This window comes from Candidatus Amarolinea aalborgensis (genome assembly GCF_900491745.1).
GTDB classification, from domain to species: Bacteria; Chloroflexota; Anaerolineae; order SSC4; family Amarolineaceae; genus Amarolinea; species Amarolinea aalborgensis.
Window position 1 is genome coordinate 1 of record NZ_UETR01000033.1, and the last position, 16,590, is coordinate 16,590.

Below are 16,590 nucleotides of genomic sequence, written 5' to 3' on the forward strand. Positions count from 1 at the left end.
ACCATTCAACATTCGCACAAAGGACCAGCATCACCGCATGAACCAACGTCACCTTCTCACACCGGCGCTCATCCTCGCGCTGGCCCTGCTCTTCGGGGTCAGCGGCCTGCCGACCCGTGCACTGCAAGCGGCGCCGCCCGGCCTTCAGGCCGCGCCGGCCACGGGCTGGCAGATTCAATACTGGGCCCCGCCCGGCATCACCCTGCGCAGCCTGAAAATGATCAACACCCAGGTCGGTTACGCCGTGGGCGGGCCGGACTGGGGCTACAACGGCAACCCCTATGTGCTCAAGACCACCAACGGCGGCGTGGATTGGACGCGCCTGGCGTTGCCCGATGTCATCAGCGGCTGGCAGGGCGGCATTGACTGCCTCGACGCGCTGCGCTGCATCATCGTCGGCACCACCGGCCAGGCCAGCCGCACGACGGACGGCGGCCAGACCTGGGCCGTGCGCGGCGTTTCTCCTGATTACGGCGGCTATCTCTACGCCGTCTACTACGCGACCGATCAGATTGTGTTGGCCGGCGGCACCGATGGCAAGTCGTTCCGTTCGGCTGACGGCGGCCGCTACTGGAGCCAGTTCTTCCCCGGCGGCAGTGTGGTGGTCTGGGAGTTTCAGTGCTTCGGCTCCACTTGTTATGGCGCGGGCAACGGCGCCAGCCTGGTCTACTCCTATGACCAGGGCATCACCTGGTCGCGGCGCTTTGCCCCGGCGCACGACCTGCTGGGCATGAGCTTCCTGGATGTCAACACGGGTTGGATGGCGGGTCAGCACGGCAGCATCTACTACACCAACAACGCGGGCATTGGGTGGACGACCCAACTGAGCGGCGTCTTTCCCGACGATCTCTATTACACCAATTTTTACGACATCGAGATGCTGAATGCCTCCGAAGGTTGGGCGGTCGGCGGTCGTGATGACCGCAACGGCCGCATCTACCACACCGGCAACGGCGGCGCCTCCTGGACGCGCGAAGCCATGCCGGACACCGGTTTCGTTTGGGAAGTGGATTTCGTGGATGCGGCCCACGGCTGGGCCGTGACGCACGACGGCAAGATTCTGACCTACGGTGGGCCAGCCGGCAACACGCCCACGCCATCGCCATCAGGCACCGTGACCGAGACCCCGACCAGCGGCCCGACGGCCACGGCGACCGATACGCCCACGGCCGGCCCCAGCCCCACGCCAAGCCAAACGCCGACCATCACCCCGACGCCCACCAACACCCCAACATCAACGCCCACCCCACCGCAGGGCAGCTGGCGCACGCAGTGGCGCGGCAGCGATCTGACCAATTTGAACGACATCGAGTTCATCAATGCGCAGACCGGCTGGGCGGTCGGCAGCGGCGGCCAGGTCGTACGCACGGTCAACGGGCAAACCTGGGCTTTTGGGCAGATGACGCCGGCCGACGACGTGGAGGCGGTGGATTTCGTGGACGCCAGCAACGGTTGGGCGGCCGGCGCCAACGGCAGCATCTGGCGCAGCAGCAACGGCGGTCAAACCTGGACCAGGCAGACCACACCGACGACCCAACGACTCAAAGACCTGGTGATGACCGATCTCAGCACAGGCTGGGCGGCGGGTGAAAACGGGACAATCCTGCGCACCAGCAATGGGGGAACGACCTGGACAGTGCAAACCAGCCCGGTCAGTACGGCGCTGCAAGGACTGGCCGCATTGGATGGTCAGCGCGCGTGGGCCGTCGGCGCGCAGGGCGTCGTCATTGCCACCAGCAACGGCGGCGCGGCCTGGGCCACGCAGAGCAATCCGGCGATGGCCTGGGCCACGCTCAATCGCGTGACCTTCACCGATGCGCAAAACGGCTGGGTGGTTGGCAACGGCGGCCTCGCGCTGCGCACCACCAACGGCGGCGGCAGTTGGAGCTTGCTGACGCTGACTGATTTTGACCTCAAGGCTGTGGCCTTCTCATCGCCGCAGATCGGCTGGATCGGGGGCACCGAGGGGCGCGTGCGCCGCACGACCAACGGCGGCCAAACCTGGACCGCCGTCGAGTCCGGGGTGAGCACGACCATCCTGGCTCTGACCGCGCCAACCGATGACGACGTGTGGACGGCGGGCGTAGGGCATTTCATCTTGCACAAACAGGGCGCGGCGGCCATGGCGATTGCCGCGCCGTTCGGCGTCGCCGAGTTCAAGGGCGTGGATGCTGTGGACGCCAATCATGCCTACGTCGTGGGCGAGGAAGGCGCTATCGTCAAGACCACCGACGGAGGCGCGACCTGGAGCTACGTGCCCAGCCCTGCGCGGCAGTTGGATCCAGGTCTACCGCCGGCCTGGCTGCGGGGCGTCAAGTTCCCGGAGAACGATCAGACCGGTTGGGTGGCTGGCCGCTACGGCGCGCTGCTGCGCACTACGGACGGCGGCGTCAGTTGGACGCGTCAGTTCGTCAGGGATGGCAACGGCAACATTCACACCGGTTTCCTGTGGGTGGTCGAAGGGTATGACAACAACCACGCCATGACCGTGGGCAAGGAGGGCTTCGTCTTCCGCACCAGCGACGGTGGGGTCACCTGGCAGTTCTCCCAGGCCAGCATGGCGATCAACATTCGCGACCTGAGCTACGGCACGCACACGGCCGTCTACGGCGTCACCCTGTACGACTCGTTCGTCACCAGCGCCGACGGCGGCGCGAGCTGGATTCGCCGCTACCCCGGCAGCAACGGCGACCTGTTCGGCGTTGACTTCAAGGATGCCTACGTCGGCTGGATCGTGGGCAGCAGCGGCAAGATCATGCACACGACCAACGCCGGCGACAGCTGGGTCGTCCAGGCGAGCGGCACGGCGGCCGATCTGAACAACACCTCCTTCGCCGACGCCAACTTCGGCTGGGCGGTGGGCAATGACGGCGCGATCCGCTTCACCAATAATGGCGGCGCGCTCTGGAGTGCGCAGAGCAGCCCGGTCAGCGATCATCTGCTGTGGATTGACATGGTAGACGCCGCGACTGGTTGGGCCGTGGGCGCCAATGGCGCGATTATCAAGTACGAAGTGCCGCCGCCGCCCACCCCGACCCCCACGCCAACGAACACCCCAACGCCGACCAATACGCCCACACGCACACCGACGCCGACGGCCACGCCCTCGCCAACCAGCACGCCGACGCCGTCGCCGACGCCCAGCCCTACGGCGACCATCACCCCGACGGAGACGCCAACGGCGACGCCGACCGTAACGCCCTCACCCACGGCGACGCCGACGGCTACGGCAACCATCACACCGACCGCTACGCCGCCGTCGCGCAGCTACTGGTTTCCAGTAATCGTCAAGTAACGCCTTGCCGATGCTGGCGCGGCGCCTGCCGTCCCTAGACGTCACTACTGGTTTCTGGTAATCGTCAAGTAACCCCAAACTGGCGCCGACCGATCTTCGTGTCGGTCGGCGCCAGCCTTGTCTGAACGCTATGTCGGAGGACTGCGCCGCCGCCAGGTGCAGCTTGATACGGCTGAATTGTTGCCAGCGATGGCATGATAGTCGGGTCATCCGTCTATTCGGGCTTCATGTAGCTGATCGAGACCAGGCGCAGGCCCAAATCGCGCACTTTCCTCAGCAAGCCGTAGAGCGCGGCCTGATCAACCACGGGGCCGGTCAGGAGTGAATCGCCATCCTCTTCCAGCGTGATGGTCAATCCTTCAAACCAATCCTGCCACTGGGAACTCAGATGCCCGTTGACCCTGATTTGGTAGACCATTGGCTGGCCTCCATCACTTTCTGGGCTGCGTTTGTGCGACATGATTCCGTAGTTCATGGCCTTTGGGCGTCGGTTTTTCAACCTCTTGGAGTTGAAGGACTTCGGGCGCTCCGTGTTTAGTTGCTGCAATTGCTCTCATTTTGGGATTTTCCTTTCTCAGGTGCAATCGGCGTGGATGGCAGAGAGAGCACTCAGGCTTCTCTGCCATCCGTATCCACCTTTATGCGGGGTCAGGCAGCTGGTTCGCTGCTGTTCTTGCAAACAGGGAAGCGATTGCAGATGAGTTGAATCCCTTGACCGTGAGCCAGACGCCCAGCGATAACTCAAAGAGCGCAATCGGGAGCACGCCGATCCCCGTCAGCAGATAGAGCGGCCCGCTGGTGACGCCGAACATCACGACCATGGTGTTCGCGATGAGCAAGGGCGCTCCGATGATTCCAAGCAGGGGAAGAACACGCGGCGTCAGGCGCGACTGATAGAGCAGGGAGCCAAGCAGCAGGTCGTTCACGGCCGGCATGAGATTTTGGCCGAGGCGGAACAAGCCATATAAGATGACCAGGGCCTTGCCAGTGACCAACGCGTCTGCTCCGACCCCAGCCCGCCGCAAGGTAACAACAGCCAGCAGACAGACGACATCGGCGAAAATTGTGCTGGCTTCCAGGACTCGGGAGCCGATGAAGCCCAGCGCGACCCCTTCATTCTGCCGCTTGAGCACTGGATACAGCGCCGCCGCGGTGCCGATGCCGGCCAGGGCTACGATGATCTCCAGGATGGCGCCGATGGTGACAGCCGTATCCGTGCCAGGGCCAACAAGGTAGTTGGGGTCGCTCAGGACAGCACGGTAGAGAAAGCCGATCGGCATCGAGACAAAGGTAAGCAGGTAGAGTATGCCCGCTGCTAACGCGGTTTTTCTTGATGATGTCATCGCACGTTGGCCTTCTCCACGGACTGAAGTCTTGCTGTTGGTGTTCATAAGGTATCTTTCTCCGTTTTCGGCTCCCGGGTCAAGAGACTTGCTTGCGCCGTTCAGACCAGAGAGCATACCCCAACCAAGCCAGAGCGATTCCCATTGGCACCGCCGCAAAGCGCGCGATCTGGTGAGGAAGCTGCGACATGATGATCGCCAAAGGCCCTGATGAGGCAAGCAGGACAGCCGCCCAGCGCGGGAGGATGTGGGCGCGGAAGGTCGCGATGCCAAACAGCAGGAGGCCGAGCAAATAAAGCACGGGTAGGATGTTGAAGATCACGGCGAAGGCTCCGAGATTCATCGAGCCGCCGGCCTTACTAGCCATCCCCATGACGCTCTCCACGAACGTCGGCGCCACAGGCGCCAACAGCGGCAGGATGGTGGGTTCGGCGAATGCATAGCACATTTGGACGGCATAGAAGATAGTCAGCAGGAGATAACCAGCCAGCCCCAACCATCCGGTCTGCTCCACCTGCCTGGCGTAGAGCCCAGCAATGCCGAACAGGCCAAAGAGGCACATGACTGTCTTGAAGGAAGTGATGATGATGAATGCGCTGGTAGTGACCGACGCAAGCACGTCCGGTGGATGAATGGGCTGAATGGCCGCGAAAATGGTCCCTGCCACCATGGCGGATAATCCTGCCCAACGAATAAGGCTCGGGGTTGTGATCTTCATTTTACCCGCCATGGGTGCGGTCCGGCGATTGGTGTTCGCAAGATTGACTTCCTGACTGAGGTTCATCTGTCTGTCTCCTTCTGCTGAATCATACGGTTACGTGTCACGGTTTGACGCCCGGCACAACTGCCTGTTCGGCTTCAACTGAACACAGTGTACAAATGAATGTGGGGAGCGGTCATCCCCACAAGTGGGGATTGATGTGGGGATATTGGCAGGGAATGCCTGGGAAACAAAAATCCTGCCGGGCAAGCCATGAAGGTTCTTGCACCTGGCAGGATAGAGGAAAGCGTTATTTCGGGCCGTGCTGTGGCGCGACTAGACCAAATTCAGTTCGACTGCCCGTTTGACAGCCGCCCGGCGATCATTGACGTTGAGTTTGCTGTAGATGCTCTTCGTATGGGTGCGGACCGTGCTCAAGCCGATCATGAGTTCACGGGCGATTTCGGGTCCCGACAGGTCGGTTTTCAATAATCGGAGAACTTCCAGCTCGCGCTGGCTGAGCGGCTCGATCAAGGGCGGCGACGCAGGCGTGCTGGGTAGATGAGATTCGCCGACGCGCCGGCGCGGCTCGGCTTCAAATGCCGCCAGCAGGCTGCCGGTATAGCCTGGCATGATTCCGCGCTCGGCAGCTTTGCGCAGCAGCTGCGTCAGGGGTGGGCCTTCATCCAGGAACAGGCGGACGTAGCCTTCCGGCTCCGCCAGCGTCAGGGCGCGTTCCAGTGCGACGAGCGCCGGGGCAAGGCCGCCCTGCGCCTGGTGAGCCAGCGCCTGCAAGACCAGGATTTCGATCACGCTTCCCATCCTCCTGCCCCGTTGCGCGGCTGTCAGGAGGCGGTCGAGCCACGCGGTCGCTTCCTGAATCGAGCGGCCTGAGCGGTCGCTCTTGGTGCGCGCCAAAAGGATCCTGGCGAGGGTGATGTGCTCGAACTCGTGCAGATAGCTGGGTTCATCCTCAGCAGACAAACCCTGTTCACGCGCCCAGCCCAGAGCTTCATCCAGTCTTCCCTGCGCCACCCACGCCCGTGCTTTCCACGCCGCGACAGGGCGCACATTCGGGGAAAAGGAGCTCACAACCAGACGTTCTGCCTCCTGGAGGAGGTGGAGCGCGCCATCCAGATCGCCCTGGGCCTCCCGCATACGAGCCATGGCAACAGGCCAACGATACCGGTTCTTCGGGAACCAGGTGTGCTCGCCCAGTTCCTTACTTCTCAACAAGCATTGCGCCGCCGCGCGCAGATCATTACACTCATAGTGGAGTTCGCTCATGCCCATGTAGATGTCTGCCGTGCCCCGCAGCACAATCGCACTCTGCGCGGTCGCAAGCTGTAATGCCTGCTCGTAGGTGCGCATGGCCTCGCGCGGACGACCTTGCGCCATTCGTATATCCGCCAGGGTGATTGCGCCCTCGATGGCATCAGAGCTGTTCCCGGCCGCCTGCAAGTGCGCCATGCCCTCCGCAAAAGCCCGGTGCGCCTCCTCTAAATCCCCATTCGTCCAGGCTGCAAGCCCCAGGAATCCCGCAACTCCTCCGCGGTTGACATGGTCATCCCCAGGCAAGACCTCGAGCACGCGTCGGGCATATATGATGGTATCGGTTACATCGCCCCGCGCCAGGGACAGTCCAGCGCGGGCCACGGCAATGGCGCCCGGAAGACGACGAAATGCCTCATCGTCTACAACGACCATCGCGGCCGCGGGGGCGCCCGGCCGCGCGCGGCTGTCTGGTGTCGTATCCAGCCACCATTCGGCATCCTGCAAGCGATCCTCGACGCCGTTGACCTCGCCGCGATCCAGGACTAGATGGGCATACACCACGCTGAGAACGGGCCTGGCGCGCAGCAGCTCGTTGGGAAGCGACTTGAGCCAGCCAAGCAGCGCGCCCGTCTGCCGGCTTCGAGCCATGGCCGGCACGGCGCGTTCGATCAGGGCCGACGCGCGCGCGAAATCGCCAGCGGCCAGCGCGTGGCGGATGGCATCGGCGGCCGAACCATTCTGCTCATACCACGCACTCGCCCGCCGGTGCAAAATCGGCGCCAGTTCGGGGTGCTCCGTCATCAAGTGCATCTGAAGCACATCGGCAAAAAGATGGTGATAGCGATACCAGCGGCGCTGATCATCCAGCGGAATGAGAAAGAAGTTGCCCCGCTCCAGGGCTTCCAAGCGCGCCTTGCCTTCCTGCTGGCCGGTGACGGCATCGCACAGCGAGCCGGTCAGCTGGTCGAGGATGGCGGTCTGGAGGATGAAGCTGCGGACAGGTTCGGGTTGGCGCCGCAAGACTTCTTCGACCAGGTAGTCCACGATGTACCGGTGGTCTCCCGCAAAGGCCTGGATGAAGCCGGACACGTCAGGGCGTCCCTGCATGGAAAGCGCGGCGAGCTGCAGGCCGGCAATCCAGCCTTCGGTGCGATCTTCCAGCGCAGCGATGTCCGCCTCCGCAAGACGAAGGCCCATCACCTGGTTGAGGAATTCGGCGGCTTCCGAGGGAGTAAAACGCAAGTCGGCGGCGCGCAGTTCGGTAAGCTGCCCGCGGGCGCGCAGCCGGGCCAGGGGCAGGGGAGGATCTTCGCGCGTGGCGATGACCAGGCGCATCTGCGGCGGCAGATTCTCGATCAGAAAAGTGAGGGCCAGGTCCACCGGTTTGGCGTCAACTACGTGGTAGTCATCGAGGACGAGAAGGAAATGATCCGGTAAAGCGGTAATCTCATTGAGCAGCGCCGTCAGGGTCGCTTCGATAGGCGGCGGCTGCGATGATTGAAGAATAGACAGCGCTGCGTCACCTACAGTGGCCGCAAGCGTTTGTAAAGCAGCCACGAGGTAGGTCAGGAAGCGCACGGGATCGTTGTCCCCTTCGTCGAGCGACAGCCAGGCGGTCGGTCGCCCCATTCCCTCGATCCATTCACTGATCAGCGAGCTTTTGCCATAGCCAGCCGGGGCAGAGATGAGGGTCAGTTTGCGATGCAGCCCCTCGTTCAGCCGCTCTGTCAGACGGGGGCGCAGGACAGCGCTTGGTCGCGGCGGCGGGATGTAGAGTTTAGTGGCAAGAATTGGTGTGGGCATAGATATGATTGAGATGAACGAGGGCTTTGGCTCAAGTCATGAGCTCCACCAGATGGCGCCTGTTCTCAGCGGGGGCGAACGGCTCGGGCCAGTACTCGACCAGCCTGGTGATCTTGCAGGCGCGCACCGTGAAGAAGGAAACCGGCTCAGCGGATTGCGTTCCGTCGGTGAGGCTGACTTGAGTGACAACAGACTCGCCGCTCGCGACAAGCTGATTGACGCGGAACTCCCAGCGCGAGGTCGTTGGGTACTCAGCATTCATTTGGCAGAAGCGCTCAGGGCCGCGAATGCGCTCCTTGGACTGCGGCCACTCCATGATAAACTCCGGCGCAAGAACCGACTTGACCGCATGGAAGTCGTTGGTCGCCATCAGGCGCCAGAATTCGCGCACCACGGACTCTACCGATTGCTCTGACATAGCAGTGAGATTGTACCACATGTGTTCAGTTGTGAGCAACCGAGACCGGCCATGCCAAACAGGAGGAGAGCCGCGCAGGTGCGGCCCTTTCCCGCCATCTTTGACAATTCACCCCGGCTATGCTAACATGCCCACAGTCTTGACCCAATGCGTTATGCAGGCACAATCATGAGCAGAATCGCACGTTCGCTGGCTTCTAATCAACCGTCCAGCCACACCGCGGCGCCGTGCGCAGCGGCGGTCTTTGTGCGTCTGCCCAACCCACGCTCGTTTAGCTGGCGTGGGTTTTATTTTGCCTATTTTTATGGCGCCTATCTGCGCCAACGAACGAGTGCCCACGCATCCGGGTGATGACAAGGACGTTCAAACCCAACCGACCAGGAAGGCCGAGAAGCGTGGCGCACAAGCCCACGCTTCTTTTTTGCCCGCCAAGCAACGGCCTCAGGGAGTTAAGCACATGACCATTGTCTGCCGAGGGGTGCGCGGCGCCACGACCGTGGATGGCAACACCCGCGAAGAGGTGCTGCGCCGCACGCGAGAAATGCTGGCGCTGATGATCCGGCTGAATGGCATGCGGCCGGATGAGGTGGCCGCGGCGCTGTTTACCACCACCACCGATGTCAACAGCGAGTTCCCAGCCTTTGCTGCACGCCAGTTGGGCTGGCTGGACGCAGCGCTGATGTGCGGGCATGAGATGGCGGTGCCCGGCGCGTTGGGTATGTGCATCCGTGTGCTGGTCTTCTGGAACACCGACCGCCCCGCGACCGATCTGCACCATGTCTATGTGCGCGGCGCGCGCCATCTGCGCCCTGACAAGGCTGCCCTGCCGCCTGTGGACTGGGACAGTCTCAACGACTGGATCGAGCGCCAAATGCAGAACTGGCGCGAGCGACGCCAGACGCAAAATCAAGCACGGCTACCGCTCGCTGCGCCGGCGCGGCTGAGCCTGGAAGAGGCGACCAGCGGCCCGGATCCGGCGCCAGCAACCGAGGCGCGGACAACAGGAATCGCATCTTATGTCAATCAAAGGGAGGCATTGCCGATGGGGACAGACAACGGTCACGCGCCAGGCAGCGATCAAGCGCCTGCGCCCGCCATCGCCGCGGCCCCGTCAGGTGCAAACCAGACGGCGCCGACCGGCTTCCGCGTGGCTTTCCAGGGCGAGCATGGGGCGTATTCCGAGCAGGCCGCCCGTCAGCATTTCAACGAACCGGTGCAAACACTGCCCTGCCACACCTTCGAGGAGATCTTTGCCCTGGTGGACAAGGGCGGCGCGGATTTTGGCGTGGCGCCGGTGGAGAACTCGGTGGCCGGCTCGATCAACAAGACCTACGACCTGCTGCTGGAGCGCGATTTGACGGTCGTGGGCGAGATTCTGCTGCGCGTGCGCCACAATCTGCTGGCCTTGCCCGGCACCGGCGTGGCCGACATTCAGCAGGTGCGCTCGCATCCCCAGGCGTTGGCGCAGTGCGAGCGTTACTTGAACCAACACGGCTGGCGCGCCATTCCCTGGTACGACACGGCCGGCAGCGCCAAGGAGCTGGCGCAGAATCCAGAACCAGGCGTGGCGGTGATTGCCAGCGCGCTGGCTGCGCGCACCTACGGGCTGGCGGTGCTGGAAGAAGGCATCGAAGACCTGCTGTGGAATTTCACGCGCTTCTTCGTCGTCGCGCAGCGCGGCGCCGCGATTTCAGCCCCGCCGGCGAATGGTGAGCCGTTCAAGACCTCGCTCGTCTTTGCAACGCCGCACACGCCGGGCGCGCTGCACGGCTGCCTGGGTGAATTTGCCAGCCGCGGCATCAACCTGGCAAAGCTGGAAAGCCGGCCGCGGCGCAATCGCCCGTGGCACTACGTTTTTTATCTTGACTTCGAGGGCGATTGGCGCCAGCCTGCCTGTCAGGAAGCCCTGGTGGCCGTGTTGGCTCGCGCCGCGTTCGTCAAGCTGCTCGGCTCCTACCCCGCGGCCCGCATGCCAGAAATGGGCGAAATGGCGCAGGACGCCGTGCTGCAGATCTGAGATCAGAGAGCGGAGACCAGAGACCGGAGAGCGGAAACTCTCATCCACACATCATCCGTTTTTCCACATACCTGATCTCTAATCTCTGATCTCTAGTCTGCACTTTGCACTTTGTATTTTGTACTTCCATGGGGGGAACTTATGATCGTCGTCATGAAACCAGGAGCAACGGCCGGAGAAATTGGGGCGGTGATTGCCAGGGTGCAGGAGTTGGGCCTGATGCCGCATCCCATCTACGGCGAAGAGCACACGGTGGTAGCCATCGTGGGCAACGAACGCAAGGTTGACAAAGAAATCTTCGAGGTAATGCCCGGCGTCGAACGGACGATGGTGGTCATGCACCCCTTCAAGCTCGCCAGCCGCACTTCGAAGCCGGAAGATACCGTGATTGCCCTCAACGGCGTTAAGATCGGCGGCAAGAAGCTGACGATCATGGCCGGGCCATGTTCGGTGGAAAGCCGCAGCCAGGTGCTGGAAACGGCCTGGGCGGTGAAGGAAGCCGGCGCTACCATCCTGCGCGGCGGCGCGTTCAAGCCGCGCAGCTCACCCTACAGCTTCCAGGGCTTGGGCCTCAAGGGCCTGGAGTACCTGGCCGAAGCGCGTGAGCAGACCGGGTTGTACATCGTCACCGAGGTGATGACGCCAGAAGCGGTGTCCATGGTGGCCGAATACGCGGATATTCTGCAGATCGGCGCGCGCAACATGCAGAACTACGGCTTGCTGCACGCGGTGGGCAGAATCCAACGCCCGGTGCTGCTCAAGCGCGGGCTGATGTCCACGATCGAGGAACTGCTCATGTCGGCCGAATACATCCTGAGCAACGGCAACTACCGCGTGATGCTGTGCGAGCGCGGCATCCGCACCTTCGAGACCTACACGCGCAACACGTTCGATCTCAACGCGGTGCCGGTGCTCAAGCAGCTCAGCCATCTGCCGGTCATCGCCGACCCCAGTCACGCCACCGGCAAATCGGAACTGGTGATTCCTATGGCGCGGGCAGCCATCGCGGCCGGCGCGGATGGTCTCATCCTGGAAGTCCACCCGGCCCCTGAAACGGCCTTGTCGGACGGCGCACAAAGCCTCAAGCCGGAGAAGTTCGCGCAATTGATGCAGGAGCTGAAGCGCATCGCCGCGGCCATGGATCGCGAGCTATAGAAGCTAAAGAAGGGAGGCAAGCATGATCATTGTCATGAAACCGGGGGCCTCGGAGGCCGATATTCGCACGGTGGTCGGACGCGTCGAGCGCATGGGTTACAAGGTGCACCTGAGCCAGGGCGAAGCGCGCACCGTAATCGGCGTTGTGGGCGAGAAGCCGATCGTCGAGCGCGAGCAGTTCGATATGATGGAAGGCGTGGAAAAGACGGTGCGCATCCTGCAGCCGTTCAAGCTGGCCGGCCGTGAATTTCACCCCGCGGACACGGTGATTGACGTCAACGGCGTCAAAATCGGCGGGCCGCAGATCGTTCTGATGGCCGGGCCTTGTTCCGTTGAAAGCCAGGCGCAGCTGCTAGAAACCGCCTGGGCCGTCAAAGAGGCGGGCGCGCATATTCTGCGCGGCGGCGCGTTCAAGCCGCGCAGCTCGCCCTACAGCTTCCAGGGCATGGGCGAAGAGGGGCTAAAGATCCTGGCGGAGGCGCGTGCACAGACCGGCTTGCCCATCGTCACGGAAGTGATGGCGCCGGAGCAAGTTCCCCTGGTGGCCGAATACAGCGACATTCTGCAGATCGGCGCGCGCAACATGCAAAACTACGCGCTGCTGCACGCCGTGGGGCGCAGCAATCGCCCCGTGTTTCTGAAGCGCGGCATGATGTCCACGATTGAGGAATGGCTGATGTCGGCCGAATATGTGCTGAGCAATGGCAATTACCAGGTGATGCTGTGCGAGCGCGGCATTCGCACCTTCGAACGCTACACACGTAACACGCTCGACATCAACGCCATCCCGGTGCTCAAGCAGCTCAGCCATCTGCCGGTGATCGGCGATCCCAGTCACGCGACGGGCAAATGGGATTTGGTCGCGGCCACGGCCAAGGCGTGCGTCGCGGCCGGCGCGGATGGCTTGATGATCGAAGTGCATCCGCACCCGGCCGACGCCCTCTCGGATGGCGCGCAGAGCCTGAAACCGGAGAAATTCGCCCAGCTGGTGCAGGAATTGAAGGCGGTTGCAGCCGCAGTTGGGCGCACACTGTAGGCGCGCCAAGAAGGCGTTTTGCGTTTGTTGTGGTAAAATGGCCGTCATGAACTATACACCACGTATCGTACGACCCACGCAGGGATGCAACCTGTCATGACCACAGAATCTGCCATTGACCTGGAACATCCTTGCCCGTACGTCGGCACCGGTTTCGATCGAACCGTTCATTTTGGCTATCCCACCCATGAAAACGTCTGTTTCGCGACCGGGCGCGGCGCAGGGATCGAGAATGGACACCAGGGTGTTTACTGCCTCACCCCACAGCACGCGCAGTGCCCGCGCTACCTGCAAGCCATCGGCTCACCCAGCGCGCCGGTCATTGCCGAGGCCGAGGCGCCAGGCAAGCGCGTGCCTGCGGGAATGCTGCGCTATGCGCTGCTGGGCATCGCGGTTGTCCTCCTGGCCGTGGCGTTAGTCTGGCTGTGGCCCCAGATTCGCCCATCGGCGACGCCGCTTGTGGCAGCCACGGCCGTGCGCGCCACGGCCACGCCAACGAGCACACAGGCGACTGAGCCGACCGCGACGCCGTTCGTTCTGCAAGCGGTGAAGAGTACGCCTGGGCCGACTTCTCTGAACACACCCACGATTCCCCCAACGTCCACGGCCACGCCGACGGCCATCGCTGCGACGGCCGCCACGCCGACAACCACCGTCGCAGCAACGGCGACATCTGCGCCGACGGCGACGCCAACGCGGCCGAATACGCCGACTGTGCGCCCTACCGCCACCTCAACCGTGCGCCCAACCAGCACGCCAACCGTGCGCCCAACCGATACGCCAACGCGCCAGCCGACCGCGACGCCGGTCGGCGTGGATGCCGCGCCCATCCTGCGCGCGCCGGCCAATAACACCGACGCCAGCGGGCTTGTCACGTTCAGTTGGGATTGGCCTGGCTCACCGCTGGCCCCGAACCAGGGTTTCGAGGTGCGCATTTGGCGCGCGGATCAGCCCGACCACTACGGGGCCGCGGCGCCGGTGCGGACCAACAGCGCGACGATTGACCTGGCGGGCGCGTATGGCGTGCAGCAGGGAGGCAGCGGTCTCTATTTGTGGACCGTGGCTGTGGTCGGACTCAACCCTTATCAGCGTATTGGGCCTGAGGCGGCGGCTCGCCAGCTGAAGATCGAACTGGCAGGCGGCGGTCCCACGCCGGCGCCTACCTTGCCGCCCTGAGATCAAAACCCGCCGTGAGGTTCCATTGATCATGCATCTCGACGCACCGCGGGCGCGCCCGCACTCTTTTTGGGGCCTGCTCTTATTGGGCGCCCTCTCCATCGTTGTCTTGCTCTCTTGGGCCGGGCCGACAGCCGCAACCGCGCCCGCCGCGGACATCAGCGGCTGGACAACTGTCAGCGCGCTGCCAGAGGCGCTCGACAGCACCGCCGCGGCGGTCATTGGCGACTGGCTGTATGTGCTTGGCGGCCGCACGGCCGCGGGCGAGGCTCGGGCCACGGTGCTGCGTGCGCGCATCAACGCCAACGGCACGCTCGGCGCCTGGCAAACGACCACGCCGCTGCCGGTTGCGCTCTACAGTCACGCGGCTGCTGCCAGCGGCAATCGGCTGTACGTCGTGGCCGGCTACAGCACAAACTATGAGCGCACCGTCTACATGGCAACAGCCGCCGCCGATGGCACAGTTTCGGCCTGGCAATCGCTGACGCCCCTGCCAGTTGGACAGCAGCGCGTCACCCATGCCGCAACCGTCGTCGGCAATCAACTCATCGTCAGCGGCGGCTACTTCGGCTCTCCCCTGGCATCGGTCTGGCAGGCCGCCATTCAGGCTGATGGCAGCCTGGCGGCATGGCGGGCCGCCCCGTCCCTGCCATCGCCGCTCTACCGGCTGAGCGCGGCGGCGGCGGACAATGCCCTTTGGGTGAGCGGCGGCCGGCCGACCACGGCAACGGTCTCGGCTCAGGTCTACCGCGCCAGGCTGCAGAGTAACGGCAGCCTGGGCAGTTGGGAAAACCTGGGCGCAGCGCTGCCGGAAGGCCGCGCGGACCACGCCAGCGTGGTGGACCAGGGCCGGCTCTTTGTCATCGGCGGCGCCAACAGCGCTGCGGTGCAGTCCACGGTGTTTGTCTTCAGCCTGGGCGCTGGCCTGACGCCCCTGCCCGCCGGCGCTCCGCTCCCCCTGCCCCGCGCACGTATGGCAGTAGCCGTCAGTCAACGTCATGACATCTACGTGGTGGGCGGCTGGAACGGCAGTGCGCCCAGCGCCACGGTTTTCCAGGCGCGCGTGCAGCCGCCGACCCCCACGCCCACCCAGACCGCCACGCCAACGCCGACGGCCACCGCGTCGCGCACGCCGACGCTCTCCCCTACGCCGACGCGCACCGCCACGCCAACGCCTACGTCAACGGCCACGATGACGGCTACAGCGACGGCGACGACCACCCCCACCGCCACCATCGCACCCAATCCTGACCTGGCGATGCGCCTGACAGGCAGCATCAGCGGGCCAATCGGGTGGGGCGATGAAATCACCTACCAGATTGACTACCAGGTGGGTGATGCGCCGATCGAGCAGGTGACCATCAGCAACACGCTGCCCGCCCTGCCTGACGGCCTGTGGGAAATCGTTGATTTGGGCGGCGGCGAGTTGATCGGAGACACGGTGCGTTGGCAGCTGCCTGCGTTGGCAGCCCAGCAATCAGGCAGCGTGATCTATCGCATCCGCGCGCCGACGGCAACGCCCACGGATACCCCGCTGCCGACGGCAACGCCCACGATAACGCCGACCGTCACCGTCACGCCGACCGAAACCGCAACGGCCATCATCACCGCCACACCAACGCCTACGGCGACCGCCGCGACCGGCGCCGCGCAGTTCAAAGGCCGCTTGATTCAGCCCAACGGCGCCACTATACCCGGTTTTGGCTTTGTGCAGCTGTGGGGATCCAATGTCCCCAGTCAGTTGGACACCTTCCTCGCCAACGCAATCACGGACGCGGATGGTTTGTTCACCCTGCAAGCAAGCGATCTATCCTGGACTTACTATCACATCTACCTGGCGCCCCAAGATCCAAACCAGGTGCAGTTCAATACTGCGCTGGCTGGGCCGGGCGGCGTTGCCGTCAATAATCGTTGGCTGCGCTTCCAATCGCCAGGCAGCGGCGTTCACGCGGACAACTTGTTCATCATGAGCTATGTGGCGGCGCCCACGCCGACGACGACTGCTCCCCTGATCCCAACCGCGACGCCGACGCCCACGAGCACGCCGCTTGCCACGGCGGCGCCGACCGACACCCCCACCGCGACCCCAACGGCGACGGACACCCCGGCGCCCACCGACACGCCCACGCCGATGGACACAGACACGCCTACCCCTACGGCGACGCCCCTTCAGCGTTCAGCGTCCATCATGCGGGGCGTTTTCGCAAATAATCGCCAGCATTCGCCATGGACGCCCGCCTGCACCAGTCTCGTCCTGCTCAATCTGGGCGCGTCAGCCAGTTGGACGGCGAACGGGATCACCGCAACGACGCAGACGAATCAATGGCTCAACGGCTGTCTAACTTTCGCGCCGCTAGTCGCCCGATGACGAG

Annotated in this window: 11 protein-coding genes; 6 read left to right on the forward strand and 5 right to left on the reverse strand. The window is 63.7% G+C overall.

Features of this window, described 5'->3' with window-relative positions; all coding sequences use genetic code 11:
* Positions 1-37: 37 nt before the first annotated feature.
* The gene (locus ACPQ6D_RS20385; protein WP_423226195.1) at positions 38-3,295 is read left to right on the forward strand and encodes a YCF48-related protein; all 3,258 of its coding nucleotides are present in this window, start codon (positions 38-40) and stop codon (positions 3,293-3,295) included.
* Between the two features lie 214 nt (positions 3,296-3,509).
* Here ACPQ6D_RS20385 and ACPQ6D_RS20390 read toward each other — a convergent pair whose 3' ends face one another.
* The 5 genes from ACPQ6D_RS20390 to ACPQ6D_RS20410 all read right to left on the reverse strand — a co-directional run bounded on the left by ACPQ6D_RS20390 (position 3,510) and on the right by ACPQ6D_RS20410 (position 8,834).
* Positions 3,510-3,713: a hypothetical protein gene (locus tag ACPQ6D_RS20390; RefSeq protein WP_423226196.1), complete on the reverse strand. Its 204-nt coding sequence runs from the start codon at positions 3,711-3,713 to the stop codon at positions 3,510-3,512.
* A gap of 220 nt (positions 3,714-3,933) precedes the next feature.
* Entirely contained in the window at positions 3,934-4,638 is a 705-nt protein-coding gene (locus ACPQ6D_RS20395; protein WP_423226197.1) for a DUF4386 domain-containing protein, read from the reverse strand.
* A 79-nt stretch (positions 4,639-4,717) separates the two neighbouring features.
* Positions 4,718-5,422, reverse strand: coding sequence for a hypothetical protein (locus ACPQ6D_RS20400; RefSeq protein ID WP_423226198.1), 705 nt, complete (start codon positions 5,420-5,422; stop codon positions 4,718-4,720).
* Positions 5,423-5,674: 252 nt separating this feature from the next.
* Positions 5,675-8,416 (reverse strand): winged helix-turn-helix domain-containing protein, encoded by a 2,742-nt coding sequence (locus ACPQ6D_RS20405; RefSeq protein WP_423226199.1) that lies wholly within the window; start codon positions 8,414-8,416, stop codon positions 5,675-5,677.
* 31 nt (positions 8,417-8,447) lie between these two features.
* Positions 8,448-8,834, reverse strand: coding sequence for a nuclear transport factor 2 family protein (locus tag ACPQ6D_RS20410; protein WP_423226200.1), 387 nt, complete (start codon positions 8,832-8,834; stop codon positions 8,448-8,450).
* A gap of 457 nt (positions 8,835-9,291) precedes the next feature.
* On the opposite strand from ACPQ6D_RS20410, the gene pheA reads away from it, so the two are divergent.
* From pheA to ACPQ6D_RS20435, 5 genes are all read left to right on the forward strand, one after another.
* On the forward strand, positions 9,292-10,851 hold the full coding sequence (gene pheA / locus ACPQ6D_RS20415; protein WP_423226201.1) for a prephenate dehydratase: 1,560 nt from the start codon (positions 9,292-9,294) through the stop codon (positions 10,849-10,851).
* A gap of 141 nt (positions 10,852-10,992) precedes the next feature.
* A complete protein-coding gene (gene aroF / locus ACPQ6D_RS20420; protein ID WP_423226202.1) occupies positions 10,993-12,006 on the forward strand; it encodes a 3-deoxy-7-phosphoheptulonate synthase in 1,014 nt (337 codons plus the stop codon).
* 22 nt (positions 12,007-12,028) lie between these two features.
* Positions 12,029-13,042, forward strand: a complete 1,014-nt coding sequence (gene aroF / locus ACPQ6D_RS20425) for a 3-deoxy-7-phosphoheptulonate synthase (RefSeq protein WP_423226203.1) — start codon at positions 12,029-12,031, stop codon at positions 13,040-13,042.
* A 96-nt stretch (positions 13,043-13,138) separates the two neighbouring features.
* Positions 13,139-14,218, forward strand: coding sequence for a hypothetical protein (locus tag ACPQ6D_RS20430; RefSeq protein WP_423226204.1), 1,080 nt, complete (start codon positions 13,139-13,141; stop codon positions 14,216-14,218).
* 31 nt (positions 14,219-14,249) lie between these two features.
* Entirely contained in the window at positions 14,250-16,586 is a 2,337-nt protein-coding gene (locus tag ACPQ6D_RS20435; protein ID WP_423226205.1) for a Kelch repeat-containing protein, read from the forward strand.
* Positions 16,587-16,590: the final 4 nt, after the last annotated feature.

Bases quoted from the DNA above. Each gene is read 5' to 3' on its own strand.
- ACPQ6D_RS20385 (WP_423226195.1), top strand. From the start codon at position 38: ATGAACCAACGTCACCTTCTCACACCGGCGCTCATCCTCGCGCTGGCC.
- ACPQ6D_RS20390 (WP_423226196.1), bottom strand. From the start codon at position 3,713: ATGGTCTACCAAATCAGGGTCAACGGGCATCTGAGTTCCCAGTGGCAG.
- ACPQ6D_RS20395 (WP_423226197.1), bottom strand. From the start codon at position 4,638: ATGACATCATCAAGAAAAACCGCGTTAGCAGCGGGCATACTCTACCTG.
- ACPQ6D_RS20400 (WP_423226198.1), bottom strand. From the start codon at position 5,422: ATGAACCTCAGTCAGGAAGTCAATCTTGCGAACACCAATCGCCGGACC.
- ACPQ6D_RS20405 (WP_423226199.1), bottom strand. From the start codon at position 8,416: ATGCCCACACCAATTCTTGCCACTAAACTCTACATCCCGCCGCCGCGA.
- ACPQ6D_RS20410 (WP_423226200.1), bottom strand. From the start codon at position 8,834: ATGTCAGAGCAATCGGTAGAGTCCGTGGTGCGCGAATTCTGGCGCCTG.
- pheA (WP_423226201.1), top strand. From the start codon at position 9,292: ATGACCATTGTCTGCCGAGGGGTGCGCGGCGCCACGACCGTGGATGGC.
- aroF (WP_423226202.1), top strand. From the start codon at position 10,993: ATGATCGTCGTCATGAAACCAGGAGCAACGGCCGGAGAAATTGGGGCG.
- aroF (WP_423226203.1), top strand. From the start codon at position 12,029: ATGATCATTGTCATGAAACCGGGGGCCTCGGAGGCCGATATTCGCACG.
- ACPQ6D_RS20430 (WP_423226204.1), top strand. From the start codon at position 13,139: ATGACCACAGAATCTGCCATTGACCTGGAACATCCTTGCCCGTACGTC.
- ACPQ6D_RS20435 (WP_423226205.1), top strand. From the start codon at position 14,250: ATGCATCTCGACGCACCGCGGGCGCGCCCGCACTCTTTTTGGGGCCTG.